Below are 24,422 nucleotides of genomic sequence, written 5' to 3'. Positions count from 1 at the left end.
AAGCGGCCAGAAAGCAATCAGAAGGTGATGGCCGACTTCACTGATTGCACCGCAACGCTATTGAGGAAAATATAGAAATTTTGCGGCGTGCTGCTGCCAAGTGAATTGGTCCCCAGCGTCGTACCGTCCTTGATCAGATCCGCGCTAAAGATTTGCCCGTTATTCTGAAAATAGACCCGGTACTGTGTCGTAGCAGAGTTCGATGCCACATTGGCGACCCACGCCCGCGTTCCGGCGAGTGTGACGATCTGACCGTCACTCAGGTTATACGTCGTGTTGTCCGTACTGCTGGTATGGGGGAAAAAGCCTTCCAGCGTGGATGCGGTCGTGGCGCACGGCGTGAGATTCGGCCCTGTCGTATTGGGCAATGCGCAATCCCCTGCCAATACCGTATCGCCAACCACTTCCCTCACCACTTTCAGATAGGCGGCTCCGGCTTGCCAGCCTGCTTGCCGGTTATAGAGCGAGGTTCCGTTAATGGTGTTGGTAACGATTCCTAGCGCGCTACCGTTGAATAACTCGGATGGCGAATTCGAAATAGCGCCAGACAGTGGCACCGTCGTATAGCTGGTCCCTAGCAAGGTCATCGTGACGGTTTTGCCGTCGGTAGACAGATCCGTTTCCTCTACATTTGCACCGCTGTAGCTGACCTGTACCTGCGCCGGAACCGCCTCGACAACCACACTTCCGTTAACCAGATAGCGTTGGCCGGCGAGCGCGGGCACGGCGAGCGCCGGATCGATCGTGGAGGTGCCCGTTGTTAGACGTTGGGGACCGGCCACTGCTGGGCTTTGCGCGAGGCTTGAATCGCGCGTGAAAAAGTAGGAGGTGGCCGTATTCAGTGTCGGCGCACCGCCCGACGCAGTGGAAAAATTGAGCACGCCGGTCACGAAGTGCTGGCCGCCATTGCTTGCCAGCGTGAAATTCTCGTAATTCTGCTGCGCGGCGCTGAGATTGGCGGCCGGCGCGGAGGATGAGCCACTTCCGCCGCCGCATGCGCAGAGCAACGAGGTCAGGACAAGCGTAAAGGGAAATACAAAGCGCGACTGGTTTATTTCAAAACCCCGATTTTCTTCTTTCATTTTTATAATGCCTTGTGTCGATTGTTTTATTATCGTTCGCATTCGGAAGCGGATTATAAGGCGAATTATTCTCGCGGAACACAGGTTAGTGTTCGAGCGAAAACGCTAACGCCATGCGAGGAAAACTGTATAGTTAATCGAACCCGGGGACGGCCCAACCACCGTCAGGACGGAGACCGAAACGGGGCACGACATGAGAATCAGAATCGCGTTGCTGGCGTGCATCCTCACGCTGTTCGGTTGCGGTGGGGGCAATGGCTCGTTGACGACCTATACGGTCTCGGGCACTGTCGATCACCTCTCGTCACCCGGGTTGACGCTGACCAATGGCGCCACGACCATCGCCGTCGCGGCGGGCGCCACCCACTTTGCGTTCCCGGATCAACTGACCAACGGCGCCGCCTATCAGATTTCAGTGGCGAGTCAGCCTGGCGGCGAGAACTGCGCGATCAGCCAGGGCGGCGGCACGGTGGCGGGCGCCAACGTCGGCAACATCGATGTCGCGTGCAACACGGTGATCTCCAGTCCTACCGCGGTCGGCATCTATCCGGTCGCCACGGCGCCGGATGGTTACCCGCGCGCTTATGTACCCGTCACGATGGTGGGCAACAACCCGGTGTCGATCAACGCGACACTCGACACCGTTTCGGCCGGCGTCGTACTGAATGCGTTCGATGTCGTTCCGTCGTCTATGGTGAGCATCAACGGCTTCAATTTCCCGGCTGGTCAAAGCACGATCACGTACAACGGCATCACGGTCACGAACAACGTGATGACGACATATCTGAATGGCCAGGGTGCGGGCATCAACTTTGGATTGGGACTACTCTTCGGCGCCTCCAGCACGAATGGCCCTTTGATCAGGGCAACCGGCAATCTGGCTTACGCACAGGTGACTTTCGGTTCTGCCGGAGACGTGACCACTGCAGTACTTCCGATCCTGCTGGTGTACCAGGTATCGACCAGCGCCAACGGCACGGCGCTGCCGTCGACGGTCGCATCGAATGTGTTCGGTGTCGGCGGGACCTTTACCCCCATCGGCCCCCTGACCGGCACCTTCGTCTATCCGGCGGGCACCTGCGCCACGCCGCCGGGTTCGTCGAACGCATGTGGTCTTCTCAGCCCGTTGCGGTCGGTGTCGTTTTCGTCGAACGTGGATCCCGGTTTCCTGTTGGCGCCGCTTGCTTTGCAAAACTGCCAGATCGGCACGCCGGGTAGTTGCGCTGCCATGCCGTCCCTGACGGTCGGCGTCAACGCTACGACCACGCAAGCGCTAGGGTTCGCTAATGGCTGGACCTCAAACACGGGTTGCGCCACGCTAACCTTGACTTACGTACCGCCAGCCTCAGTCGAATGCAGTACCTACATTAGCGACTTGACAACCTTGTACTTCGACAACCATGGCAGCGAGACGCGCGCGCTGCTGGACACAACGAATTCGGGCATGACGCTCGGTACGCTCGACGCCGGGTTTCCGTCGACGATCGCGGCCGGCACGCAGGTCACCATTCAGTTCGGGATCGCCATTCGCGGCAATCTCGCCGACGTATACACCTATTCGTTCACCGCCGGGACCGGCGCCTATACGACGACGATCCTGCCCACGACCAATCTCAATGACATTGGCATCGGCTTCTTCACGACGCATCGCTACTACATGGACTATCAGATGGGTCAATTCGGCTGGGTGTGAGGTCTTGAGTCACGCCAAGAGTGGAACCTCATCTCAAAGCCGCCTGACTAGCGGACGGCTCCTCATCATCAGCGCTTTGCATGCGGCTGTTAAAACCCGGAAAGCCCATGGTCACCGTAGTCCCCGCGCCGACCGTGGATTCGATCCGCAGGCATCCGCCGAACGACTGCATGATGCGGTTGCAAAAGATCATGCCCATGCCGTGGCCGCCGGCGCCTGAGTACGTGGTGACCGGATCCTGCAGCAGGCGCGCCTTGACCTCCGGCGCGATCCCCGGGCCATTGTCGCGGATGCGGATCTCGGGCTCGGGGAACGCCACCACTTCGAGCCGCAACACGGGCGCGCTGCTGCCGTCGAGCGCGCGCAGCGCGTTGGACAACAGTGAAGGCAGCACGAGCGCCACGCAATTGGGCATCGCGTGCACGATGAAATCCCCTTCCACGTCCACCTTCACCCAATCGCGCTGTGACGCGACAAACGGATAGGTGTCGAGCAGCGTGGCGATCAGGCGCGTTGCCCTGACCGCGCGCGTGCCGCCGCCGGAGGCGGACTTCTGGCCGCCGCTCTTGTGCACCGTCGCCCAGAACGACGAGATCAGCGTCAGGCAATACTGCGCGTTATCGAGCATCGACTTCGCCGCGAGGCCGATCTCCCGCTGACGCTCGGGATCGTATTGCTCGGCCACGTCGTTCTCGACGGAGCGCGCGAACAGCGAGATGGTCGCCAGCGGCGTGTTCAGCTCGTGGGCGAGGAAGGCGAGCGTCTCGTCCATGGCCAGCAGCCGCTGCTGACGCGTTTCCCGTTCGGTGTAACGGGCGGTCGCGAGGTGCAGCACCTCGCGCACCATGTCCGTTCGCAGCGGTTTTTCGATAATGCGGAACACGTCGCCGGTATTGACCGTTTGCAGCAGCATGTCCTTGTCGGCATAGGCGGTCACGAGAATGCGCACGATTTGCGGATACTCGTGCGCCACCTCGCGCAGCAGATCGTCGCCGTCGCGGCCCGGCATGCGGAAGTCGGTCACCAGCACGGCAATCTCGGAGGCGTGCTTGCCTAGCACCGTTATCGCCTCGTCGGCGCTTTGGGCGACATACACTTTGTAATCGGCACTCATCGCGCGTGCGAAGTGATTGCGCGACATCTCGTCGTCGTCGACGAAGAGAACGGAAAACGGCGGCTGCATAGGGTCACTCATCGCATTCCTGGCGGATGGCGGCGGCTCGAGATTGAACGAAGCCCACGTTGCGGATGATAAAAATGGCTTGCCGCGCGGCAAGCACTGGATCGTTTTGGCGTTTGGAAGTATAGGGTATCGCGTCTCGCGAAAAATGGGGAATCACCGCACAGCCTTATCCAATATGCATCAGCGCGATCAGACCGCCTCGCCGCCTGCAACGGCACGTTGCTTGCGTGCGGAGACTGCCGGAACGATCCACTGTCGCCCGCGCCGCGGGATCGCACAGCATGGACGCCCGAATCCCTCCAGCCAAGCGGTGCCATGGAACTGACCAACGATAGCGATGCCGGCCGGGCCGGGCGCGTGCGCAGACGGCGGCAGTCCCGCGTGCTGTCGCGATATGCCGGGCGGCCCATCCCGCTGATCTGGCGTTACGTGGCGCGCCGCAAGCTGACGCACGCCGTCGTGCTGGCCAGCGTCGTGGCCGCCGTCGGCTGCGCGCTGGGTTCGCAATACGGGATCCGCAATCTGATCGACGCGTTGCCGGGCGGCCGCGCCCATCCGCAACACGTGATCCACGCGTTTGCCGTGCTGGTCGCGCTGATTCTCGCCGACAACCTGTTCTGGCGCATCGCCGGCTGGGTCTCGGCGCGCACGTTCGTGGCCGTGACGGGCGACATCCGGCGCGAGATGTTCGACTATCTCACGGTGCATGCCCCCACCTTCTTCGCCGACAAGCAGCCCGGCGTGCTGTCGAGCCGGATTTCGGCGACGGCCAACGCGGTATACGTGATCGAAAACACGGTGGCGTGGACGGCCTTTCCTCCGTGTCTGACCGTGATCGGGGCGATTGTCATGGTCGGCGCGGTCAGCGTTCCCATGAGCCTCACGCTGGTCGGCATTTCGGCCGGACTGGCTTTCTGCCTGTTCCTGCTGGCCCGCAAAGGCACCTCGCGGCACGAGGCGTTCGCCGCGCAGGCCGCTTCGGTCGACGGTGAGCTGGTGGACGTGATCGGCAATATGGGGCTGGTCCGCGCGTTCTGCGCCCTGGTGCTCGAGCGGCGCCGCTTCGACACGCTGCTCGCCGCCGAAGGAGACGCCCGCAAGCGCAGCCTGCTTTACCTCGAGAAGCTGCGCCTGTTGCACGCGTTCGCTATTTGCATCCTGTCGGCCGGCGTGCTCGGGTGGACCGTGTGGCTGTGGAGCGTCGGGCGTGCGACGACCGGCGACGTCGTTCTGGTCGGCTCGCTCGGTTTCTCGATCCTGCACGGTTCGCGCGACATCGCCGTGGCGTTCGTCGATCTGACGCAGTACGTGGCCCGGCTCGGCGAAGCCGCGGAGACACTGCTGATCCCGCACGCCATGCCGGAGCCGACCAGAGCGACGCCGCTCGAAGTCCGGCAAGCCACCGTCGACTTCGACAACGTGACGTTCGCGTATGCGGGCCGCCGCCCGGTGCTGACCGGTCTGAACCTGCATATCGGCGCGGGCGAGCGCGTCGGTCTGATCGGCCCCTCGGGCGCGGGGAAATCGACCATCCTCGCGCTCCTTCAGCACTTCTACGAGCCGGACTCCGGCTGCGTGCGGATTTCAGGCCAGGATATCGCGCATGTCACGCTGCAAAGCTTGCAAGGCGCCATCTCGGTCGTGCCGCAGGACGCGTCGCTGTTTCACCGATCTCTGCTGGACAATATCCGCTACGGTTGCCCCGACGCCACCGAGGCCGACGTGCGCCGCGCGTGCGAGGACGCCCACTGCCTCGATTTCATCAACGCGATGCCCGAAGGGCTCAACACCATCGCGGGCGATCGCGGCACCAAACTCTCCGGCGGACAACGGCAGCGCATCGCGATCGCCCGGGCCATTCTGAAAGACTCGCCCATCCTGCTGCTGGATGAAGCGACCTCAGCGCTCGACACCGCATCGGAGACCGCGATTCAGGCCGCGCTCGAACGGCTGATGCAGCATCGCACCGTGGTCGCGATCGCTCACCGGCTGTCGACCTTGCAGTCGTTCGACCGGATCGTGGTGCTCAACCGCGGCCGCGTCGTTCAGCAAGGCACGCCGGCTGAGTTGGCCGCCGTGCCGGGCATCTATCGCGACACGCTGGCGCGGCAGATCAGACGCACGCCCGCGCCGCGCCCCGATCTCATGTGATCGGGACGCCGGCGAAGGCGCAAGCTCTTTCATTCACACGCCGCCGCCCTCGCCAAACAGACGGCGCACGAGTTCACGGCCCCGGCTCGTCAGCCGCAGCGTCGACGTGCCGCCCACCATCACGCCCTCCTCGCGCCGGTCGATTTCGATCAGTTCGTATCGGCTCAGCGCGAGCACATCGGAATCGATGGCCTCCGGACGCCGACCCGTGTCGGCAAGACGCAGCAGTGTCGCGAGTTCATGATGGCTCAGCATCGGTCACCTCGTCGGTTGGGACTGGACAAGGCCTTCATGCTAGCGAGCGGGCCCGACATTCAGGCTACGGTTCTGTTGCGTCAAGTTACGCGGTTACATGCCGGCAGCGCGCGTATGCGTCGCTTGTTCCCCTGTCACGGCCCGCGTCGTTGCTACTTTTTTCCGTATGACAACGCTCGCGCCTGGGCAGACGGCACGGCGCCACGGCCCGGCCGACCGTAACAAATCGAAACGCCCGTCAAGGCACTGTCGTGAGAATTAGCTCCACACTCGGATAGACTCTGGTCGTGATTGTCTGGATTCCTGTCGCCGGCAACGGCGATGCCCCATCCTGGGAGTTCGTATGACGCTCTTGGACAACGATTGGCCGCGCCGTCCATCGACGCCGTTCGCCGGGTGCCACGGATCCGGCGGGAGACCCTCATGAGCGAAGCGCCGGCAATCCAGGTCAAGCGTCCACGGCGTGGCCGCATCGTGCTCGCAATCGTGGTGCTGGCGCTGATCGCGCTGGTGGCGTTTCATGTGCTGCGCTCGAAGCCGGCCAAGCCCGCAGTGGCGCCCCAGGTCGTCACGGTCGCCACCGCCACCACGGGATCGATGCCGGAGACGCTGAGCGAGCTGGGCACGGTAACGCCCGTCGCCACCGTCACCGTGCTGCCGCAACTGAGCGGCTACCTGACCGCCGTCGGCTATCGCGAAGGCCAGGACGTGCAGAAGGGCCAATTTCTCGCGCAGATCGACCCGCGCCAGTACGAAATCAGCAAGCGGCAAGCAGAGGCGCAACTCGCCAAGGACAAGGCGGCGCTCGCGCAGGCGCGCGCCGATCTCGCGCGATTTACGCAACTGAACGAGCACAAGTCGATCGCCGAGCAGACCTATGCGGACCAGCAGTTTCTCGTCCAGCAGAACGAGGCCGCCGTCAAGGCCGACGAAGCCAACGTCGCGCAATTCGAGCTCGACCTGATCTACTGCCACATCACTGCGCCGGTGTCAGGCCGGGTCGGGCTGCGTCTGGTCGACCCCGGCAATTACGTGACCGCGTCGAGTCAACCGGGCATTGCGGTCATCACGACGATGAAGCCGACCACCGTCCAGTTCACGGTTCCGCAAACCGCGCTCGATAAGGTGCTGCAGCGCGTCAACGCCGGCGCGCAGTTGCCGGTCGCCGTGTTCAGCAGCGACAACGCCCGGCAGATCGCGACCGGCACGCTGTACGCGATCAATAACCAGATGGCGACCGCGACCGGCACCGTCACACTGCGCGCAACCGTCCCCAACGACGATGAGGCACTCTTCCCCAACGAGTTCGTCAACGTCAGGCTGCTGGTCGACACGCTGCAAAACGCGGTGCTGGTGCCGACGCCCGCGGTGCAGAGCGGCGCGCCCGGCGACTACGTGTATCTGGTCAACGCCGACAATACGGTATCGGTGCGCAAGGTCACGCTGGGACCCAGCGACGGCCAGCGCACGGTGATCACGGCGGGGCTCGCCGCGGGCAACGTGGTCGTCACCGACGGCATGGACCGCTTGAGCGACGGCGTGAAGATCAAGGCGTCGGCGGCGCGGCCGGGCTCGGGTGCTTCGGGTGCCGCAGGCGCTTCGGCCGCTTCGGCTGCGACGCCGGCGGCGCCGCCTAGCTCCGCGTCCACCGCGCGGCGCACACGTCCGGCGTCCGCGCCCGACGCGGCATCCACAGCCTCATAGCACGCCGCCCCGTCGATGAACTTCTCCCGCCTGTTCATCCTGAGACCCGTAGCGACGTCGCTGCTGATGGTTGCGCTCGTGCTCGTGGGCCTGGTCGCGGTGCGTTTCCTGCCGGTCTCGTCGCTGCCCGACGTCGACTATCCGACCATCCAGGTCCAGACGTTCTACCCGGGCGCGAGTCCGAATGTGATGGCGACCACCGTCACCGCGCCGCTCGAAGTCCAGCTCGGCGAGATTCCGGGCTTGCAGCAAATGGTGTCTTACAGTTCGGAAGGCGCGTCGGTGATCACGCTGCAATTCGATCTCTCGCTGAATCTGGACATCGCCGAACAGAACGTGCAGCAGGCGATCAACGCCGCCAACAGTTTCCTGCCGGCCGGCCTGCCCGCGCCGCCGACCTACGCCAAGGTCAATCCGGCCGATCAGCCGATCCTCACGCTCGCGGTCACGTCGAAGTCCATGTCGCTGACGCAGTTGCAGGACACCGCCAACAATCGCCTCGCCACCAAGATTTCCGAAGTCCCCGGCGTCGGTCTCGTCACCACTGCCGGCGGCAACGTGCCGGCCGTGCGCGTCGAAGCGGACCCGCAAAAACTCGCCGCCTACGGCCTGAATCTCGACGATCTGCGCACCCTGCTCGCCAACGTCAACGTCAGCCAGCCGAAAGGCAATTTCGATGGACCGGAGCTCGACTACACGATCAACGCGAACGACCAGATCGTCGATCCGCAAGATTATCTGGCCACGGTGATCGCGTATCAGAACGGCGCGCCGGTGTATCTGCGCGACGTCGCGCGCGTGAGCCAGGCCGCGCAGGATGTGGAACGCGGTGCGTGGTACAACCGCACGCCGGCCATCGTGCTGAACGTGCAGCGTCAGCCGGGCGCGAACGTGATCGCCACCGTCAACCAGATCATGAAGCAGTTGCCGGCCCTCGAATCGACGCTGCCCGCCGGCCTGCAAGTCACGGTGGTCGCCAACACCACCGGCGTGATCCGCTCGTCGGTCTCGGACGCCGCCTTCGAACTGGTGCTCGCCGTCGTGCTCGTTGTGCTGGTGATTTTCGTGTTCCTGCGCAACGTGCCCGCCACCATCATTCCGAGCATCTCCGTGCCGGTCTCGCTGATCGGCACGCTCGCCGTGATGTACCAGCTCAACTATTCGATCGACAACCTCTCGCTGATGGCGCTGATCATCGCCACGGGTTTCGTCGTCGACGATTCGATCGTGATGATCGAGAACATCGTGCGCTATCTGGAGGAAGGCAAGACACCGCTTGAAGCCGCGCTCGAAGGCGCCGGCCAGATCGGCTTCACGATCCTCTCGCTGACGGTATCGCTGATCGCCGTGCTGATCCCGCTGCTGTTCATGGGCGGCGTGATCGGCCGGCTCTTCAGCGAATTCGCCATCACGCTCGCGGTGACGATCGTGATCTCGGCAGTGGTCTCGCTGACCGTCGTGCCGATGCTGTGCGCGCGTCTGTTGCGCGCGCAGGCGCAACGTCATCCGAGCCGCTTCGAGCGCATCAGCGAAGGGCTATTCGACAAGACGCTCGCCGCGTATGAGCGCGGCCTCGTCTGGGTGCTCGATCACCAGTTGCTGACGCTGGTGGTCGCGCTGATCACCGTCGCGCTCACCGCGATCCTGTACATCGTGATTCCGAAGGGACTGTTCCCGGTGCAGGACGTCGGCGTGATTCAGGGCATCAGCGTGGCCGACAACTCGGTTTCGTACACGGCCATGGTGCGACGTCAAAGCGCGTTGGCCGATGCGATCCTCAAGGATCCCGATGTTGTATCGCTGACTTCGTATGTCGGCATCGACGGGACCAATCCGACGCTGAACAACGGCCGCTTCCTGATCAATCTGCGCCCGCGCGACGACCGCTCGGTCACCGCCGAGGAAATCGGCCGCCGCATCCAGCAGGAAGTCGCCGAGGTGCCCGGCATTCGCCTCTATCTGCAGCCCGAACAGGACCTGACGCTCGACACCTCGATCTCGCGCAACCAGTACAACTTCGTGCTGCGTGGGCCGAACCAGCAGGCTTTCAATCAATACGTGCCCGCGCTGATCGCGCGCATGAAGCAGATTGCCGCGATCACGGACGTCACGAGCGATCTGAACACCAATGGCCTGAGCGTGAACGTCGAAGTGAACCGTCAGCTTGCCGCGCGCTACGGCATCACGGCGGCCACGATCGACAACGCGCTGTACGACGCGCTTGGCCAGCGCATCGTCTCGACCATCTTCCAGCAGTCCGATCAGTACCGCGTGATTCTGGTGGCGAAGCCCGAGACGATTCCCACGGTGCAGTCGATCGGCAATCTGTATTTGCCGAGTCAAACCAGCAGCACCGGGCAGGTGCCGCTGTCCGGCATCGCGAAGATCAGCATCACGCAATCGCCGCTGTTGATCAGCCATCTCGCGCAGTTCCCGGCGGTCACGATCTCGTTCAACCTCGCGCAGGACGCGTCGCTCAGCGCCGCCGTGGCGCAAATCCGCGACGCCGAGAAAGCGGTGGATCTGCCGCCTTCCATCACGACATCGTTCCAGGGCGCGGCCCAGGCGTTCGAAGATTCGCTCTCCAGCGAGGTGTATCTGCTGATCGCCGCGCTGGTCGCGGTGTATATCGTGCTCGGCGTGCTGTACGAAAGCTACATTCACCCGGTGACGATTCTCTCGACGCTGCCCTCGGCCGGCATCGGCGCTTTGCTCGCGTTGATGATCGCGGGCAGCGATCTCGACGTGATCGGCATCATCGGTATCGTGCTGCTGATCGGCATCGTCAAGAAGAACGCGATCATGATGGTCGACTTCGCGCTAGAAGCGGAACGCGTGCACGGCAAGCCGCCGCGCGAAGCGATCTTCGAAGCTTCCCTGCTGCGCTTCCGGCCGATCCTGATGACCACGCTCGCCGCCATGCTCGGCGCGCTGCCCATGCTGCTCGGCACCGGCACCGGCTCGGAACTGCGCCGGCCGCTCGGGCTTGCGATCATCGGCGGCCTCACGCTGAGCCAGGTGCTGACGCTGTTCACGACGCCGGTGATCTATCTGTTCTTCGACCGCCTCGCGCAGCGCGTGAAGAACCGCCGCCGCGCCGCGAGTGAGGGCGCCGCCGCGCCGCCGGAGAACGCGCCGTGAACATCTCGGCGCTCTTTATCCGGCGCCCGGTCGCGACCGCGCTGCTGGCGTTCGCGATCCTGATATCCGGCGCGCTTGCCTACTTCCGCCTGCCGGTGGCGCCGCTGCCGAACATCGCCTTTCCGGTGATCGCGTTGCAGGCGAACATGGCCGGCGCGAGTCCGGAAATCATGGCGGCCACGGTTGCGGAACCGTTGGAGCGGCGCCTCGCCACTATCGCCGACGTGAACCAGCTCACCTCGATCAGTTACGTGGGCTCGTCGCTGATCATCGTGGTGTTCGGCCTGAACCGCGACATCAACGGCGCGGCGCGCGATGTGCAGGCCGCCATCCAGGCCGCGCGCGCCGATCTGCCGACCACGCTGCGCAGCAACCCGACGTATCGCCAGTACAACCCAGCCGGCGCGCCGATCATGGTGCTCGCGCTGACCTCCGACACGCTGACCAAAGCCCAGCTCTACGACTCCGCGGATTCCGTGATCCAGCAGCAGTTGTCGCAGGTCACCGGCGTCGGGCAGATCACGCTCGGCGGCGGCGCGTTGCCCTCGGTGCGCGTCGAGTTGGAGCCGGGCAAGCTGAACAGTTACGGCATCGGCCTCGAAGACGTGCGCGCGGCGATCGGCGCGGCCAATGCGAACAGCGCGAAAGGCCATGTCGATCAGGGCGAACAGCGCTATGTCGTCACGTCGAACGATCAGATCAGCAAGGCCGCGCCGTATCGCGACGTAATGATCGCCTATCGCGACGGCGCACCCGTGCTGCTGCGCGATGTCGCGCAGGTGCGCGATTCGAATGAAAACATCCGCAATGCCGGGCTCTACAATGGCAAGTCGGCGGTGCTGGTGATCGTCTATCCGACGCCGGGCAGCAACGTCGTGCAGACGGTCGGGCAAATTCGCGCACGTCTGCCGATCATCGAAGCCGCGTTGCCAAGCGCGATTCATGTGAACGTCGCCATCGACCGTTCGGAGTCGGTGAACTCCTCGGTCGCCGATACCGAGCGCACGCTGTTCATCGCGGTGCTGCTGGTGGTGGGCGTGGTGTTCGTGTTCCTGCTGTCGCCGCGCGCCACGCTGATTCCGGCGGTCGCGCTGCCGCTGTCGATCGTCGGCGCGTTCGGACCGATGTATCTGCTCGGCTATAGCATCGACAATCTCTCGCTGATGGCGCTGACCATCGGCACCGGCTTCGTGGTCGACGACGCGGTCGTGGTGCTGGAAAACATCGTGCGTCATCTCGAGGCCGGTCTCGATCCGAAGGAAGCCGCGCTGCGCGGCAGCGCCGAAGTCGGCTTCACGGTGATCTCGATGAGCCTCTCGCTGATCGCCGTGTTTCTGCCGATCCTGTTGATGCCAGGCATTGTCGGGCTGCTGTTTCACGAGTTCGCGGTCACGCTATCCATCGCGATCATTCTGTCGCTGATCATTTCGCTGACCATTACGCCGGTCATGTGCGCCTACCTGCTCAGCCACGAACGCGCGATGCATTCGAAGGCGCGCTGGGCCCGCTGGGTCGAGGCGCAGTTCGAGCGCTTCAAACAGGCCTATTCCCGCTCGCTCGCGACAGCGCTCGACCACGCGCTCGCGGTCGTCCTGCTGCTGATCGGCCTGCTCGTGGCCAACGTGTTTCTAGCGCGGCTGCTGTCCGGGACGTTTTTTCCGGAGCAGGACACCGGCATTCTGATCGGGCAGATCATCGCCGATCAAAGCGTCTCGTTCAGCGCCATGGAAAAGAAGCTCGCGCAATTGCAGTCGATCGTGAAGCAGGACCCCGCGGTGGCCTCGGTCGCGGGCTTCACTGGCGGACGTGCGCTGAATACCGCAAACGTATTCATCGAACTCAAACCGCTCGCGCAACGCCATCTATCGGCGACTGAAGTGGTCAACCGCTTGCGGCCGAAGATCAACGCCGTTTCCGGCGCGCGGCTCTTTCTGCAGGCGCAGCAGGATCTGCAGATCGGCGGACGCCAGGCCGCGGCCGAATACCAGTACACGCTCTCCAGCGACGATGCGAACGCGCTCTTCACGTGGGTGCCGAAACTCGTGACCGAACTCGGCAAATATCGCGGCAAGATGGAAGACGTGAACTCGGATCTGCAACAGAACGGCTTGCAGACCTACGTGAACTTCAGCCGCGCGACCGCCACGCGTTATGGTTTTCAGCCGAACCAGATCGACAACGTGCTGTACGACGCTTTCGGCCAGCGCACCGTGTCGACCATTTACAACCCGCTGAATCAGTACTTCGTGGTGATGGAAGTCGCGCCGGCCTATTGGCAGTATCCGCAAGCGCTCAATCAGATCTACCTGAGCACCGCCGCGGGCAACGCGAACGGCACGCAGCAGACGCAGATGTCGCGCGCTACGATCAAAGCCGTGCAGCAGCCGGCGGCTGTCAGCAGCGCGTCGAGCGCCAGCGCGAACACCAATTCGCTGAACGCCGATGCCGAAGCGAACCAGCAGACCAACAGCATCTCGAACAGCAAGGGCGGCAATTCGAGCGGCAGCGCGGACAGTACCGCGGCCGAAACCATGGTGCCGCTCGCCGCGCTAATGACCTTCTCGAACAGCCACACCGCCACGCAGGTGAACCACCAGAGCGGGCTCGTCGCCGGCACGATCTCGTTCAATCTGCCCGCGGGCGGATCGCTGAGCGAAGCCGGTCAGATCATTGCGCAGGCTGAGCGCGACATCGGCATGCCCGCGTCGGTCCATGGCGCGTTCGCGGGCGCCGCGCAAGCGTATGCGCAGTCGATGGGCGCCGTGCCGCTGCTGATTCTCGCCGCACTGGTGGTGGTGTATCTCGTGCTCGGCGTGCTGTACGAGAACACGGTGCACCCGCTCACGATCCTGTCGACGCTGCCGTCGGCGGGCATTGGCGCGACACTGGCGCTGCTGATCTTCGGCACGCCCTTTTCGGTGATCGCGATGATCGGCATCATTCTGCTGATCGGCATCGTCAAGAAAAACGGCATCATGATGGTCGATGTCGCGATCCAGTTGCAGCGCCACGAAGGCATGAATGCGCGCGATGCGATTCACGAGGCCGCGGTGGTGCGGCTGCGTCCGATCATGATGACGACCGCCGCCGCCGTGCTAGGCGCCGTGCCGCTCGCGATCGGCATCGGCCAGGGCGCATCGCTGCGCCAGCCGCTCGGCGTGACGGTCATGGGCGGCCTGCTGGTCAGCCAGGTTTTCACGTTGTACACGACGCCGGTGATTTATCTGTATCTCGACCGGCTGCGCGCAAGACTGGCAAGATGGTCGGCGCGCCTGCCGTGGAATCGCCGCGGCGAAGCACCGGATACGAGCGCATGATGAAGACGATCTCCCCCACCCGACTGGCCGGCGCGATGCTGGTGTTATCGACCGTGTTATCGGCTGTGCTGACAGGCGGATGCACGGTCGGTCCCGACTATCATCGCCCGCCCGTCGCGACGCCCGCCACGTGGAAAGAACTGCCCGGCTGGACCGAAGCGCAGCCCGCCGCCGAGGCTCCAAAAGGCGACTGGTGGACAGGCTTCAACGACCCGCTGATGGATGAGTTGGAGCCGCTCGTGTCGGTCTCGAACCAGACCGTGCGCCAAAGCTATGCGAACTACCAGCAGGCGCTGGCCGAAGTGCGGCTTGCGCGCAGCGCCCTGTTTCCGACGATCGGCGTGACCGGATCGGCGACCCGCTCACGTTCGTCGACCGGCAATTTCAGCAGCGGTTCGTTCAGCGGGCTTGCGGGTGCGAGCAGTTTTCAGCGCATCAACAACGCCGGCTCGCTCGAAGCCAACGCCAGTTGGGCGCCCGATCTGTGGGGCCTCGTGCGCCGCAACATCGAAGAGAGCGCCGCCACCGCGCAAGCGACCCAGGCGACGCTCGCGAACGCCACGCTCTCCGAACAGATCGCGCTGGCGAACGCGATCATCGATCTGCGCGTGACGGACGCGAATATCGACTTGCTCACTCACACCGTCGACGCGTTCCAGCAATCGTTGCGCGTCGTCGCCGATCAGGACAAAGCCGGCACCGTGCCGCCTTCCGATCTGGTGACCGCGCAAACGCAACTGGAATCGGCGCAATCGAGTCTGATCGCGCTGGGCGTCGCGCGCGCGCAATACGTTCATGCGATCGCAGTGCTGGTCGGCAGGAATCCGGAAGAGCTCGACATAGCCCAGAACACCACGCTGCCGACGCTGCCGTCCATACCGGTCAGCGTACCGTCCACGCTGCTGCAGCGCAGGCCCGACATTGCCACCGCCGAGCGCCAGATGGCGGCGCAGAACGCCGCGATCGGCGTGGCCGTCGCCGCGTATTACCCGACGATTTCGCTATCGGCGCTGGACGGCTTCACGCAGTCGCCGTTGGCCGGCCTGCTGCATATCGGCAACTATGTGTGGTCGTTGGGCGGTCAGGCGAGCGAGACGCTATTCGACGGCGGCCAGCGCAGCGCGCAGGTCGATGCGGCAAAGGCGTCGTATGAAGCGGCCGTGGCCAATTATCGCGGCACCGTTTTGACGGCGTTCCAGGGCGTGGAGAACGACCTGGCCGGCTTGCGCATCCTCGCGCAGCAATCCGAGGTGCTGGAGCGCGCGGTGCGCGACGCGACGCGCGGCACCGAGATCGCGCGCAATGAATACCAGGCCGGCACGGTGGACTTTACGACGGTGGCGACTGCGCAAGCCACTCAACTGAATCTTCAGCAAACCGCTTTGAACGTGCAGCAAACACGGTTGCTCGACGCGGCGTCGCTGATCGGCGACCTGGGAGGCGGATGGTCCGACAGCGAACTGAGAGATCCGCGCAAGCCGGGGCAACAGAATGCGTCGCCCTAAGCCCTGCCTCGCCGATCTGTTCGCTCGAGACGTTAGTCGTTTTCTTTCGCCACCACCGCGCCGGCGATCTGATGCCGCGCCAGCGACGCCGTGACAAAGCCGGACGCCTTCATGTCCTCGACGAACTTCGACAGGTAGGCGGCGGCGTCATCGCCTTTTGCTTTGGGTACGCCCATCGCCTGACGGATCACCATGAAGCGCTGATCCAGCATCCGCAGGCCGCTTTTGCCGGCCGCGTCTTTCTCGAGTTGTTGCTTGACGCCGGCGGCCACGTCCAGATGCTGATCGAGAAAGCCCTGCACGACCGCGGGCGAAGTCGGAATGCGGACAAGCGTCGCGTGGTGCAACTCGCGCGTCAGAAACAGATCGTAGGCGCTGCCCTTGCCGACCGCGACCGTCACGCCGGTTTGATCGACCTGCTCGTTCGTGGTGATCGGCGAACCGTCGCGCACGAGATAAAAGCCTTCTATCAGCACGTACGGCTTCGTGAAAGCGATTTCCTGTCCACGCTTAGGATCCACAGCGAAGAAACCGATGTCGGCCTTGTCCTGCTCGACATTCTCGACCGACGCGCCCGCCGACTTCACCGCGACCAGTTGCAGCGGCACGCCGAGCCGTTTGGCGAATTCGGTGGCGAGATCGACGGACACGCCGACGGGTTGGCCCGTCGCCGAATCGAGCGCGGCCAGCACGGGATTGCCGAGATTGATCGACGCGCGCAGCGTGCCGCTCGGAGCGAATACGGCGGCCATCGATGCGCCGGCGGGTTTTGACGTGGTGGCTTGCGCGGCGCTCGCGTCGTTAGGTTGTGCGAATGCGGGCAAGACCGCGCTGGATACCAGGATCGATGTGAGTAGTCTAAGCATGCTGCTGTGTCGCTCCGTACTTTACAAGTTTGTTATAGGGCATGCTGGCACTCCCGGAGCATTCCACGTCTTCTCAGGATAGCGAAGCAAGCATATTCGACAGCCGTCTGATGTGAGCCTTGAATGCGTCGCTTGCTTCGCGGTCGGTGGTGGGATTCAGATGCGAGGTCTCGGCGAGTTGCGCCTGCTCGTGGAAATCGTTGGCGACCGCGCGTCGCACGTCCGGTGGCAACGAGCGCACGATGGAGACCAGCAGTGCCTCTTCGGCGTGGATCATGCCCAGAATCGAATGCGTGTCCATGGCAACAACTCCGTTGATGGCGCGATAAGTTCAATCTAGCACGCTCCGCGCCGAATATTCCGGTTACTTCCGCATACCTCTCGTTACAAACCGCCGACGGGCGCCTGGTTATGATGTGCGATCGCATCGCTCTGAGCACCGTTGGCTAATTATGAGGAATATCGGAAAAGCATTGGTAGTCGGTCTGGTGCTGGCGGAGGTCGCATTCGCAGTTTACCTACTGTCCCCCAAAAGCGACCCGTCGACCCGCGATCCCGGGGCCGTTACGGATGGCTCTGCGGCGCTGGCTTCGGATAAGGTTCAGTCCGGCACCCTGCAGGTGACCGCCGGCAACGCAAACGGCGCACCGTCGCCCGGCGCGAGCACGGATTCCGGTTCACGCGTGCCCGCGCAAATCCCCGCGCAATCTGCGCAGGGACACATCACGTCTGCGCCCGCGCCTGAACCGTCAATGGAGCACGCCGCCCAGTTGCCGCAGCAACCGGCGCAACCGCGCCCGCAAACCGTGCAAACGCCCGCGGTGGCCACCGTCCTTGCCGGCAACGATTCAAAAACAGCCGCTGTTGTGCAACCCGGCCGCAGCCGTGAGGGCCTGCACCGGCACGACTCGAATTCGGTCTCGTCCTCGGCAACGGACGAACTCGTCAAGGAATCCGCTAAGCTCGATCCGGCGCTGCCGCCGCCTGAGCCATTCGCGCACGATGATCAGCCGCATCGCGGCTCGAACGCGGTCGGGGCCGCGATGACGGAACAACTCGTCAGAGAATCCGCCAAGCTCGATCCGGCATTGCCGCCGCCGAATCCGTCGGGCGTGCACTAATTGCGTGAACCGCCACGCGTGCGACTGCGGCGACTGCGGCGATCGACGTGAGCGCCGCGATCACGCGCCAACTGATCATGCGATGATGCGCTCGAGTGCGCCGTAGTCTACGATGTAGTGCACATCCATGCGCTCCAGCAGCAGCACGACCGCCATCCCAGCGCAGGCTTAGACGCATTCCCATCGCAGCGAACCTTGATGGAGGACGAGCATGGCCAACGACTCCCCCGACATGGCAGAACGCGGCACCGGCTGGATCGACCAGCCCGACAACGCTCAGGCGATCGCTCTGCTCATCGAAAAAATCAAGGCACAACAGGCGACGATTGCCGCGAGCAGCACCACTCATCTAAACGGACGCGTCGACCGCGGCCAGCATCAGAAGCAAACGCTCGGCGCGTTCGGCACGCTGCGGATCTTCGAGACGATACCCACTGCGCTCAAGCATGGCCCTTTCGCCAAACAGGACGAACTGGAGCGCTCGCTTTGCTATCGGGTCGCCTGTCGTTTTTCGAACGGCCAACCCTGTCCTTTCTCCGACCAGGCCGCCGACGTTCGCGGCGTCGCCATCAAGTTCTTCACCGCCCAAGGCATTGAAACCGACCTCCTCATGACCAACGAGGGCGGCCGTTCGCACGCGCGAAACGCGGTGCAGTTCATGGATTTCGCCGATATACTCGTCGCCCAGATCGCCAGAGGCGCGCTCGGGGCCCTGGAGCAAGCGTCGATCGAACTGTTGAGCGGCACGCTGGGCCCCGTCGAAACGGCACGTATCGTAGCGATCCTCGCCAGGGAAACGACGCTGCACTCCGTCGAAAGCCTGACGACCGAGCGGTTCTGGGGTTCGGTCGTGAAGCTCGGGCCCGCGGCCATCAAGTACTCGCTGCAACCCGAAGACGCGACCGCGCCAGGAACCGACGGCGACCGTCACGGCGAGAACTATCTGCGCGAAGACCTGTTGAACCGCCTGAAAAAAGCGCCGCTCAAGTGGCAACTCTGCGCGCAGTTCTTCGTGGATGAAGAAAGCACGCCGGTCAACGATGCATCGGTGGTATGGGCCGGAACGCCGATTGCGATCGGCGTGCTGGAGATTGCGTCACTACCTTCCGCCGACGACGAAGCGCGCATCAACCAGATGGCATTCAACCCGGCCAACGGCTTCGAACCGCTCGGCATCACGCACGCCCGCAAGGACGTCTACGCGGCCAGCGCCGCGAATCGCAAGGACCGCGGCGTCTTGTCGAGCGAGGAAGCGCGCCGGTGCATTGGGCCGGTGTGAAAACCGCATGCAGCGAGGTGGATCGTCGCGAAGCTTCGCGACAAGACCGTGCGCCCCTGCCTTGTCAAAAGCTCGTACGCAAACCAACGCGCGCAAGCGTCTGCGACCGGTTGCTCGCCGCGCCATCCGGTTGCAGCAAACCGTTGATCCATGCCCGCGTCACAGCCGCGTCGCCACTGGCGCGTTGATAGATCGCTTCGACGTAAGCGGTGGTGCGTTTCGAAAAGCTGTACTGCAACGCGGTGGTGACCTGTTGCGCCTTGTTGTTCAGCAGCACGTCGTTGCCCTTCATGTACGCGTAGTCGAGACCGAGCGTCCACGGAGCTGAGATCGTCCACGACGCGCCGCCTTTGTAGACTTCGATCTTCGCGCCGCTCGCGGTATTTTTCGTGTTGGTGTAGAGCAGCATCCCCAGCACCGCGCCGAAGTTGTAATGCGCGCCGAAGCCGAAATTGCGGATGCCGTCGTGACCGTCGCCCAGTTGCGGATACTTGACCTCGACATAGGCCGCACCGATACCCAGCGGGCCGTTCGCATAGTTCGCGCCGAAGCTCATCGTCGAGTCCGACGAGAACGAGCCGGGCACGCCGCCGAATCCATAGAGCGCACCGAACGTGAAACCCGAGATGTCGGGGCTGCGATATTTGACCGAGTTTCCGACTCGCGTCGCGCCTGCCATGCGGTCGAAATCGAATGAGCCAGTTGGATTGCTCGGCACGCCGAGCGCGGTGAACGGCCCCTGACGAAAATCATAGATGCCGCCGAACAGGAACGCGCCGTCATACAGGCCGAGCGTCAGCGTCTCGAACATGAAGTCGTACTGGGTGCCGAAAGTGAGCGAGCCGAAGCGGTCGTTGGTGAGACCCACCAGCGCAGTGCGGTTGAAAATCTGCCCTGCGCCCGGAATCGTCGCGCCGCTGCCCAGATCGAACTGCGACGTGAGTTCGAAAATCGCCTTATTGCCGCCGCCCAGATCTTCGCTGCCTTTGAATGTCAGCAAGTCCGGCGAGAGTACGCCGCTGTCGAACAGCGTCGCGGCGCCGCCATGCTGGTTGTTCACATAGGTGACGCCCGCATCGATCACGCCTTGCAGCGTCACGCTGCTTTGCGCGCCGGCTATATTCGGCACGATACCCGGCGCGATGCAGGCGAACGTGTAGCCTGCGATCGCCAGGCACTTCGGCTTCCTGCTTTTCATAGCTGTCTCCTCCAGTCGTTGTTGAATATCTGTCGTCGTTCGATGCGGATGTCGACCGGCGTGAGCGATGCGCCCTCACACGGTCCATCCACGCACACGCCGTCTTCGAAGCGGAACATCGCGCTGTGATGCGCGCACATCAGCAATTCGGCGTCGTAAGCCCAGAACGTGTTCGGTTCGTAGTTCAGTGGAATCGAAAAATGCGGGCACATGTTGCGGTATGCCCATGCGTCGTCGCCGCGACGCAGAACCACGATGCCTGGCGCGCCAGCCTGGTCAGCGGGGATTTCAAGCGCGCCGCCGTCGGGAATGTCATCGAGCGTGCAGAGAAAGCCTTGAAGAGGTTCGGGACTCGCCGCGTTCATTGCCTCGCCTCCTCATGCGTGATGAGCGGACAGCACGAAGTCGCGCCGTACTTCGAAGAACGGACTCGGCAGCGCCCACTCTTTTGCGGCGGCTGCGTCGTGGTTAGGCACGTAATCGATCACGAGTGACGGCTTCGAGCCGAACACCGCGTCCGAGTGGACATAGGGATCGCCATCGGAGTAAAGCGCCGTTGTCAGCGTCTCGTAGCCCGGCGCAACGATCAGAAAATGGATGTGGGCAGGCCGCATCGGATGACGACCGGTCGCCATCAGCATCTGCCCGACCGGACCATCGGTCGGAATGGGATAGCTGGTCGGTTTGATGGTCCTGAATGCGTATTCGCCGTTCGGCCCTGAACGGAATTTGCCGCGCAGATTGCTCTCGGGCTGATCGGGATCCTGGCCTTCGTACATGCCGTTATTCGCGGTCTCCCACACCTCGATCAACGCACCGGCCACCGGCGCGCCGCGTTCGTCGACGAGGCGGCCATGAATCAGCGTCGGCTCGCCTTCGGTGCGGGCGATGTTGGCGCCGAATTCTTCTTCCTTCGCGCCTTCGCGATAGAACGGGCCGAGCAGGCTGCTTTCGGTGGTGACACCGCCGCGCCCGTGATTGATCGCATCGACCATGATCGACAGGCCGAGCGTGTCCGACAGCAGGATGAACTCCTGGCGGATGCCTTTGCACATCTTGCCGGTGGCTGTCAGGAATTCGATGCCGCGAAGCCATTCGTCGCCGGTCAGTTCAACTTCGCTGGCGAATGCATGCAGGTGTGTGACCAGCGCGGTCATGATCTGCTTGAGGCGTGGATCGGTGCAATCGGCGAACGTATCGAGCACGTTCTGAGTTAACGGGTGGATGGTTTTATCGTTCATGGTTGGCCTCATGCGCGGTGTGCCGCCGAGCCCGCGTCGAGCGAATCGGACGCGCCGCCGGGCGAGCGTTGTTGAGCCGGACCGGCGTCACGAAACACGACGCGCCGGCCCACGGGGAACAATTGCAGGCCGTAGCGGTGCGAGACGAAGCCCCACAATCCTTGCGGAAAGAACAGGGTCACGACGATCGCCAATGCGCCGAGGCCGATCAGATACCAGGTGCCGAAATCGGACAGGAACTGGTTCAATAGAAAGAAAATCAGCGCGCCGATGATCGGCCCTTCGAGCGTGCCCAGCCCGCCGATCATCACGATGAAAATACCGAACGCGCTCCAGTTCACCGAGAACGCGGCATCGGGCGAAATGCGCAGGTTGCCGATGAAGTACAGGCCGCCCGCCAACGCCGTGCCGCATGCCGACACCAGATAGACGATCAGGCGCGCGCGCTTCACGTCCACACCCTGACTGCTCGCCGCCACCGCGTTGTCGCGCATGGCAGTGAGCGCGAGACCGGCTTTCGAGCGCAGGAACAGATACAGCAGGCCGATCGCCGCCGCGACGATGGCCAGCGCGAGCCACAGCGTCAGCGATTCGCGCAATGCACGCGGCACGTCCTGCAATGCGGTGAGACTCGTGCCCGAGCCGCCGCCGAGCACCGAGACGTTCGCCACCGTGAGCCGGAACACTTCAGCGATCACCCAGGTGCCGATCGCGAAGTAGCCGCCTTCGAGCCGGAACGCCACCATCGACACCGGAATCGCCACCACCGTCGCAATCACGGCCGCAATCGGCACCGCGATGAACGGCGAGATGCCGCAGTAGTTGGCGAGAATCAGCATCCCGTAGCCGCCGATGCCGAAGAATGCCTGCTGGCCGATCGACACCATCCCGCCATAACCCGCCAGCAGATTCCACATCAACGCGAATACCAGGTAGGACGCCAGTTGCACGAAGTCGCGCATCGCATCGCGTCCGGCCCACCATGGCGCGCTTGCCACCGCCAGCGCGACGATCAGCAGCACGATCACCGCCACGCGGCTCGCACGCGTCGCGCGCCGCACCTCGAAGCCCGCTGCGGGCTGGTTCAATTGCATGGTCATGTCGAAGCCTCTATGCGGTTTTGGGCAGCAAGCCCTGCGGCCGCGCCACCAGCACGCCGAGAAACACCACGTGGCCGAGCCAGATGCCCCAGCCGGGGTCGAAGTAAAAGCCCACCTGCTGCGCGATACCGAGCGCCATACCGCCGACGAAGGTGCCCCAGAACGACCCCATGCCGCCGATGATCACCGCTTCGAACGCATACAGCAGCAGCGCCGGGCCATCGGTCGGGGACACCGCTGTGCGCATCGAATACAGCGCCGCAGCCACCGCGATCAGCACGAAGGCGATGCCCATCGCCAGCGCATAAGTGCGGCGATACGAGACGCCCATCAGCTGCACGATCTCGCGGTCGTCCGAGGTGGCGCGAAACGCGCGGCCGAGCGGCGTACGGCCGAATAGCCACTGCATCGCGAAGGCAAGCGCCACGGTTGCCACCAGCGTGACGAGCGGCAGATAACCAAGCGTGATGCCGCCCGCGAGCGTGATGCTGCGCGACTCGAAACTGCCGGTGGCGATGGAACGTGGATCGGCGGAAAAGATCTGCTGCAACACGTTCTGAATCACGATCGACAGACCGAACGTGACGATCAGCGACGGCAGCGGATCGCGGCTGCTGACGCGGTTGAGCAGCGCGAACTGCACGCCATAGCCCGCGCCGAACGCGATCACGAGCAACAGCACGAGCGCGACGGCGAGCGGCAGATGGGCAAAGCTCGTCAACGCGAACAGCACGAACACCAGCAGCACGATAAAGTCGCCGTGCGCGGTATTGGTGAGACGCATCACGCCGAACACGAGTGACTGGCCCATCGCGAAGAGCCCGTAAAGCGCACCTAAAAGCACGCCCTGCACGACGATATTGATGAACGTGTTCATGCGGCCACTCCAAAATATGCCTGCGTGATCGCCTCGTCGGACACCTCCGCCGATACGCCCGTCAACGAAACGCGCCCTTCCTGCAGGCAATAGAAACGCGACGACACACGCCGCGCCAGTTGCACGTCCTGTTCGACGACGATCGCGCTCATGCCATGCGAGACGATCTCGGGCAACGCCGCATAGATTTCGCGGACGATCACCGGCGCGAGGCCGAGCGAGAGTTCGTCGCACATCAGCAGATCGGGATTGCTCATCAACGCGCGGCCGATCGCCACCATCTGTTGCTGACCGCCCGACAACGCGGTGGCCGCGTGATGGCGGCGCTCCCGCAACGCCGGGAACAACGCATAGACGCTTTGCAGATTCCAGCGCCCCGGCCGCTTGCTGAACGCGCCGAGCAACAGGTTTTCTTCGACGGTCAAACTCGCGAACAGGCGCCGCCCTTCCGGCACCAGCGCAATGCCCTTGCCGACGATGCTCGCCGCCGCAGCAGCGCCGATCGGCTCGCCGCGATACAGAATCTGCCCGGCATCGCCCGGGCGCAGCAGGCCCGCCACCGATTTCAGAAAAGTCGATTTACCCGCGCCGTTCGATCCGATCAGCGCGATCACTTCGCCCGGCGCGACCGTCACGTCGATGCCGAAAAGCGCCTGGAAGTCGCCGTAAAACGCGCTCAGCGCATGAGTCTCCAATAGTGCCGACATGG

19 protein-coding genes are annotated in these 24,422 nt (G+C 63.6%); 8 read left to right on the top strand and 11 right to left on the bottom strand.

Going from position 1 to position 24,422, the window contains the following annotated elements; genetic code table 11:
- Positions 1-17 precede the first annotated feature (17 nt).
- On the bottom strand, positions 18-1,082 hold the full coding sequence (locus tag PQR54_RS12470) for a hypothetical protein (protein WP_408245946.1): 1,065 nt from the start codon (positions 1,080-1,082) through the stop codon (positions 18-20).
- A 193-nt stretch (positions 1,083-1,275) separates the two neighbouring features.
- On the opposite strand from PQR54_RS12470, the gene PQR54_RS12465 reads away from it, so the two are divergent.
- A complete protein-coding gene (locus PQR54_RS12465) occupies positions 1,276-2,775 on the top strand; it encodes a hypothetical protein (RefSeq protein ID WP_408245944.1) in 1,500 nt (499 codons plus the stop codon).
- Between the two features lie 28 nt (positions 2,776-2,803).
- Here PQR54_RS12465 and PQR54_RS12460 read toward each other — a convergent pair whose 3' ends face one another.
- Positions 2,804-3,970: a hybrid sensor histidine kinase/response regulator gene (locus tag PQR54_RS12460; RefSeq protein ID WP_408245942.1), complete on the bottom strand. Its 1,167-nt coding sequence runs from the start codon at positions 3,968-3,970 to the stop codon at positions 2,804-2,806.
- A 303-nt stretch (positions 3,971-4,273) separates the two neighbouring features.
- Between PQR54_RS12460 and PQR54_RS12455 the strand changes: the two genes are divergently transcribed.
- Entirely contained in the window at positions 4,274-6,109 is a 1,836-nt protein-coding gene (locus PQR54_RS12455) for an ABC transporter ATP-binding protein (protein WP_408245940.1), read from the top strand.
- Positions 6,110-6,142: 33 nt separating this feature from the next.
- Here PQR54_RS12455 and PQR54_RS12450 read toward each other — a convergent pair whose 3' ends face one another.
- Positions 6,143-6,364: a hypothetical protein gene (locus tag PQR54_RS12450; protein ID WP_408245938.1), complete on the bottom strand. Its 222-nt coding sequence runs from the start codon at positions 6,362-6,364 to the stop codon at positions 6,143-6,145.
- Between the two features lie 423 nt (positions 6,365-6,787).
- On the opposite strand from PQR54_RS12450, the gene PQR54_RS12445 reads away from it, so the two are divergent.
- From PQR54_RS12445 to PQR54_RS12430, 4 genes are read left to right on the top strand one after another with little or no spacing between them, the layout of a single operon-like run.
- On the top strand, positions 6,788-8,068 hold the full coding sequence (locus tag PQR54_RS12445) for an efflux RND transporter periplasmic adaptor subunit (protein ID WP_408245936.1): 1,281 nt from the start codon (positions 6,788-6,790) through the stop codon (positions 8,066-8,068).
- Between the two features lie 15 nt (positions 8,069-8,083).
- A complete protein-coding gene (locus tag PQR54_RS12440) occupies positions 8,084-11,209 on the top strand; it encodes an efflux RND transporter permease subunit (protein WP_408245934.1) in 3,126 nt (1,041 codons plus the stop codon).
- The gene (locus PQR54_RS12435; protein WP_408245932.1) at positions 11,206-14,526 is read left to right on the top strand and encodes an efflux RND transporter permease subunit; all 3,321 of its coding nucleotides are present in this window, start codon (positions 11,206-11,208) and stop codon (positions 14,524-14,526) included. Before PQR54_RS12440 ends, PQR54_RS12435 begins: the two co-directional genes overlap by 4 nt.
- Entirely contained in the window at positions 14,523-16,031 is a 1,509-nt protein-coding gene (locus PQR54_RS12430) for an efflux transporter outer membrane subunit (RefSeq protein ID WP_408245930.1), read from the top strand. The genes PQR54_RS12435 and PQR54_RS12430 overlap by 4 nt, the downstream gene beginning before the upstream one ends.
- 32 nt (positions 16,032-16,063) lie before the next feature.
- Here the strand turns inward: PQR54_RS12430 and PQR54_RS12425 are convergent, their stop codons facing one another.
- Together PQR54_RS12425 and PQR54_RS12420 are read right to left on the bottom strand one after the other, a co-directional pair.
- The gene (locus PQR54_RS12425) at positions 16,064-16,897 is read right to left on the bottom strand and encodes an ABC transporter substrate-binding protein (RefSeq protein ID WP_408245928.1); all 834 of its coding nucleotides are present in this window, start codon (positions 16,895-16,897) and stop codon (positions 16,064-16,066) included.
- 73 nt (positions 16,898-16,970) lie between these two features.
- Positions 16,971-17,198 carry a hypothetical protein gene (locus PQR54_RS12420; RefSeq protein ID WP_106284719.1) on the bottom strand — a complete coding sequence of 76 codons (228 nt, stop codon included), beginning with the start codon at positions 17,196-17,198 and terminating at the stop codon, positions 16,971-16,973.
- A gap of 451 nt (positions 17,199-17,649) precedes the next feature.
- On the opposite strand from PQR54_RS12420, the gene PQR54_RS12415 reads away from it, so the two are divergent.
- Together PQR54_RS12415 and PQR54_RS12410 are read left to right on the top strand one after the other, a co-directional pair.
- Positions 17,650-18,018 carry a hypothetical protein gene (locus PQR54_RS12415; RefSeq protein ID WP_408245926.1) on the top strand — a complete coding sequence of 123 codons (369 nt, stop codon included), beginning with the start codon at positions 17,650-17,652 and terminating at the stop codon, positions 18,016-18,018.
- Positions 18,019-18,229: 211 nt separating this feature from the next.
- A complete protein-coding gene (locus PQR54_RS12410) occupies positions 18,230-19,297 on the top strand; it encodes a catalase family protein (protein ID WP_408245924.1) in 1,068 nt (355 codons plus the stop codon).
- Between the two features lie 64 nt (positions 19,298-19,361).
- On the opposite strand, the gene PQR54_RS12405 is transcribed toward PQR54_RS12410, so the two are convergent.
- From PQR54_RS12405 to PQR54_RS12380, 6 genes are read right to left on the bottom strand one after another with little or no spacing between them, the layout of a single operon-like run.
- A complete protein-coding gene (locus PQR54_RS12405) occupies positions 19,362-20,495 on the bottom strand; it encodes a porin (RefSeq protein ID WP_408245922.1) in 1,134 nt (377 codons plus the stop codon).
- Positions 20,492-20,860 carry a Rieske (2Fe-2S) protein gene (locus PQR54_RS12400; protein ID WP_408245920.1) on the bottom strand — a complete coding sequence of 123 codons (369 nt, stop codon included), beginning with the start codon at positions 20,858-20,860 and terminating at the stop codon, positions 20,492-20,494. Before PQR54_RS12400 ends, PQR54_RS12405 begins: the two co-directional genes overlap by 4 nt.
- Positions 20,861-20,872: 12 nt before the next feature.
- A complete protein-coding gene (locus PQR54_RS12395) occupies positions 20,873-21,748 on the bottom strand; it encodes an intradiol ring-cleavage dioxygenase (RefSeq protein ID WP_408245918.1) in 876 nt (291 codons plus the stop codon).
- A complete protein-coding gene (locus PQR54_RS12390) occupies positions 21,745-22,836 on the bottom strand; it encodes a branched-chain amino acid ABC transporter permease (protein ID WP_408245916.1) in 1,092 nt (363 codons plus the stop codon). Before PQR54_RS12390 ends, PQR54_RS12395 begins: the two co-directional genes overlap by 4 nt.
- 10 nt (positions 22,837-22,846) lie before the next feature.
- Entirely contained in the window at positions 22,847-23,713 is an 867-nt protein-coding gene (locus tag PQR54_RS12385) for a branched-chain amino acid ABC transporter permease (protein ID WP_116121178.1), read from the bottom strand.
- Positions 23,710-24,420, bottom strand: a complete 711-nt coding sequence (locus tag PQR54_RS12380; protein WP_408245914.1) for an ABC transporter ATP-binding protein — start codon at positions 24,418-24,420, stop codon at positions 23,710-23,712. Before PQR54_RS12380 ends, PQR54_RS12385 begins: the two co-directional genes overlap by 4 nt.
- Positions 24,421-24,422: the final 2 nt, after the last annotated feature.

The sequence above is a fragment of the Paraburkholderia phytofirmans genome (genome assembly GCF_046028095.1).
GTDB lineage: Bacteria > Pseudomonadota > Gammaproteobacteria > Burkholderiales > Burkholderiaceae > Paraburkholderia > Paraburkholderia phytofirmans_A.
The sequence above is the reverse complement of the archived record's forward strand: the minus strand, read 5'-3'. Positions and strand labels throughout refer to the sequence as shown.

Excerpts from the sequence above, each read along its gene's own strand:
- PQR54_RS12390 (WP_408245916.1), bottom strand. The coding sequence starts at position 22,836 with ATGACCATGCAATTGAACCAGCCCGCAGCGGGCTTCGAGGTGCGGCGC.
- PQR54_RS12445 (WP_408245936.1), top strand. The coding sequence starts at position 6,788 with ATGAGCGAAGCGCCGGCAATCCAGGTCAAGCGTCCACGGCGTGGCCGC.
- PQR54_RS12385 (WP_116121178.1), bottom strand. The coding sequence starts at position 23,713 with ATGAACACGTTCATCAATATCGTCGTGCAGGGCGTGCTTTTAGGTGCG.
- PQR54_RS12450 (WP_408245938.1), bottom strand. The coding sequence starts at position 6,364 with ATGCTGAGCCATCATGAACTCGCGACACTGCTGCGTCTTGCCGACACG.
- PQR54_RS12465 (WP_408245944.1), top strand. The coding sequence starts at position 1,276 with ATGAGAATCAGAATCGCGTTGCTGGCGTGCATCCTCACGCTGTTCGGT.
- PQR54_RS12455 (WP_408245940.1), top strand. The coding sequence starts at position 4,274 with ATGGAACTGACCAACGATAGCGATGCCGGCCGGGCCGGGCGCGTGCGC.
- PQR54_RS12395 (WP_408245918.1), bottom strand. The coding sequence starts at position 21,748 with ATGAGGCCAACCATGAACGATAAAACCATCCACCCGTTAACTCAGAAC.
- PQR54_RS12380 (WP_408245914.1), bottom strand. The coding sequence starts at position 24,420 with ATGTCGGCACTATTGGAGACTCATGCGCTGAGCGCGTTTTACGGCGAC.
- PQR54_RS12440 (WP_408245934.1), top strand. The coding sequence starts at position 8,084 with ATGAACTTCTCCCGCCTGTTCATCCTGAGACCCGTAGCGACGTCGCTG.
- PQR54_RS12410 (WP_408245924.1), top strand. The coding sequence starts at position 18,230 with ATGGCCAACGACTCCCCCGACATGGCAGAACGCGGCACCGGCTGGATC.
- PQR54_RS12430 (WP_408245930.1), top strand. The coding sequence starts at position 14,523 with ATGATGAAGACGATCTCCCCCACCCGACTGGCCGGCGCGATGCTGGTG.
- PQR54_RS12425 (WP_408245928.1), bottom strand. The coding sequence starts at position 16,897 with ATGCTTAGACTACTCACATCGATCCTGGTATCCAGCGCGGTCTTGCCC.
- PQR54_RS12470 (WP_408245946.1), bottom strand. The coding sequence starts at position 1,082 with ATGAAAGAAGAAAATCGGGGTTTTGAAATAAACCAGTCGCGCTTTGTA.
- PQR54_RS12460 (WP_408245942.1), bottom strand. The coding sequence starts at position 3,970 with ATGAGTGACCCTATGCAGCCGCCGTTTTCCGTTCTCTTCGTCGACGAC.
- PQR54_RS12400 (WP_408245920.1), bottom strand. The coding sequence starts at position 20,860 with ATGAACGCGGCGAGTCCCGAACCTCTTCAAGGCTTTCTCTGCACGCTC.
- PQR54_RS12420 (WP_106284719.1), bottom strand. The coding sequence starts at position 17,198 with ATGGACACGCATTCGATTCTGGGCATGATCCACGCCGAAGAGGCACTG.
- PQR54_RS12415 (WP_408245926.1), top strand. The coding sequence starts at position 17,650 with ATGGAGCACGCCGCCCAGTTGCCGCAGCAACCGGCGCAACCGCGCCCG.
- PQR54_RS12405 (WP_408245922.1), bottom strand. The coding sequence starts at position 20,495 with ATGAAAAGCAGGAAGCCGAAGTGCCTGGCGATCGCAGGCTACACGTTC.